The 1,938-nt window shown below is 21.3% G+C and carries 2 protein-coding genes and 1 pseudogene; all 3 read left to right on the forward strand.

Going from position 1 to position 1,938, the window contains the following annotated elements; translation table 11 throughout:
• Positions 1-188, forward strand: a pseudogene (locus Q4E08_RS12095) (FUSC family protein); the annotation flags it as partial.
• A 743-nt stretch (positions 189-931) separates the two neighbouring features.
• A complete protein-coding gene (locus Q4E08_RS12100; protein ID WP_303131280.1) occupies positions 932-1,348 on the forward strand; it encodes a hypothetical protein in 417 nt (138 codons plus the stop codon).
• Between the two features lie 452 nt (positions 1,349-1,800).
• The coding region (locus Q4E08_RS12105) for a Wzz/FepE/Etk N-terminal domain-containing protein (protein ID WP_303131283.1) at positions 1,801-1,938 on the forward strand (138 nt) is incomplete at its 3' end.

The raw sequence follows: 1,938 nt of genomic DNA on the forward strand, positions 1-1,938 counted from the left end.
TAGGAGCTGCAATGATTTTATTCCAACCAGGAGTTTCAGTACCTATGAGAATAGCATTTATAATAATGGGTATAGGTATAGCTTTAATAGTAAATAAAGTTATCTATGGAAGATTAAAATTAGAGGAAAGCAATGAAGAACTAGAAGAAACAATTAAAAGTATAGATAAAGTAAATGATGAACTTTAGATTGAATTTACTATGTATAATTATGATTTCATACAGTTAATTAATCTTTATAAAGCTTAACTTTATAAAAATTAGATTGGATAATTGAATATGTAAAATTAGTTTTTAGGAAAAGAGTAGTTTCTTTAAGCTAAAGATTAATAAAAGTAAAAATATATATTAAGTTATTAAGAGGCTTGTACCGAAGTAACTCATTAATAAAATTTATAGATTCTTAAAGGAAGATAATATAACACTTCTTATATTACAGAATAATATAGAAGTATTTTATATTAATTGTTTTAAGTAACTGGTTTATAAGTTTTATGATGAGAATTTGGTACAAGCCTTTTATAGTTTGGGGTATATGTGCTAAGAAAGAATTAAATATTATAACTATTAAATTGAACAGTTGAAAAATCTTTAAAAACATAATTAAAAAATTTTAAAATAAGTAATAATATTTTTTTTATAATTTATAAACTAAGATTTTCTATATTATTAAATATGTAACTAGAATATGTATTTAATTTTAATAATATAATTTTACTTAAAAATAGAATTATGAAAAATAAAATTAAAAAATAGCGTGTTATAAATTGTAAAACGAATTAAATTTACCTAAATATTATGTTTTGATAAGATGAAAATATATTTCAATAGGGAATAAAGTATATGAAATAAAACTAAAATTAAGCGGGAAAGGAAATATTATTAAAAGTAAAAGGTTTTTTATAAAAATAATATTAATATTAGGTGAAATTATGAGTTTATGCAAGGGAAGTATTAAGATTGGGAAAAAAAATATTAAGAAGAGGACAAATAAGTATCTTTTTAAAAGATATTTGAAGAAGAACTATGATTTTACAGTATCAGAATTTAAAGATAGAAATAAATTCGAACTTTTAGAGCCTGTTAAGGTGGAGGGGTTAGATTTTTGGGTTGATATTGAATTTAAGGGGATTAGGCCAAAGGAAATAGATCTTAGAAGTATTGATAACATGGAGAAATATCAATTTGAGCGATATGAACAGTGGGTTTCCAATAATTTTGGAGTTTCTTTAGAAGAGAGTAAATGGAAAAAAAGAAAGTTTAATTGGGGAAATTTAAGTGTGAAGCTTTCAAAAATAAGAAAAGATGATTTGGGATGTATAACAATAAAAGTTGTATACAAGCAATAGTTTCAATTCAATGATATAAATTAATTACTATTAATAAAATGCTTTAAAAGTTATAAGAAAAGTAAAGTTAACAAAAAGTTCATAAATATGAGTATTTGTTGAAAAAAGTCAAATGTATTATTTGTCAAAAAGTGATTTTATAAGAAATAAGTAGAATTATTTGGAAATTAAAACTTTTTATTTAAAAAAAGTTGGTTTTCTTAAGAGAAAGTAATTCATATTTTTTAAAATAACTAATTTACAAATAAAGTATATGTAAATTTTTGAATTTATTTTTGTGTGTATTTAATTTAATTTAAAATAAAGGAGTTTTATATTAAAAAATAATTAGTTAAAATAGGAAAAAAAGAAAATATAGAAATTATAAGGTCTTTATGAAAGTCTGGTTTTGTTATATTATAATTAAGTGAGATTAATTTGTTAAAAAACTAAATAGATTAATAGGAGGATCCATGGAAGAAAATACTATAAGCTTACAAGAAGTTGCTTACGCTTTAAAGAAAAGATGGAAATTAATAGCGTTAATTACTATAGTAGCTACCTTAATTTCAGCAATATTAAGTTTTTTTGTTATAAAACCACAATATGAA

This window comes from Clostridium sp., from assembly GCF_030532265.1.
Classification (GTDB): Bacteria; Bacillota; Clostridia; order Clostridiales; family Clostridiaceae; genus Clostridium.

Coding starts and splice junctions, on each gene's coding strand:
- Q4E08_RS12100 (WP_303131280.1), top strand. CDS start 932: ATGAGTTTATGCAAGGGAAGTATTAAGATTGGGAAAAAAAATATTAAG.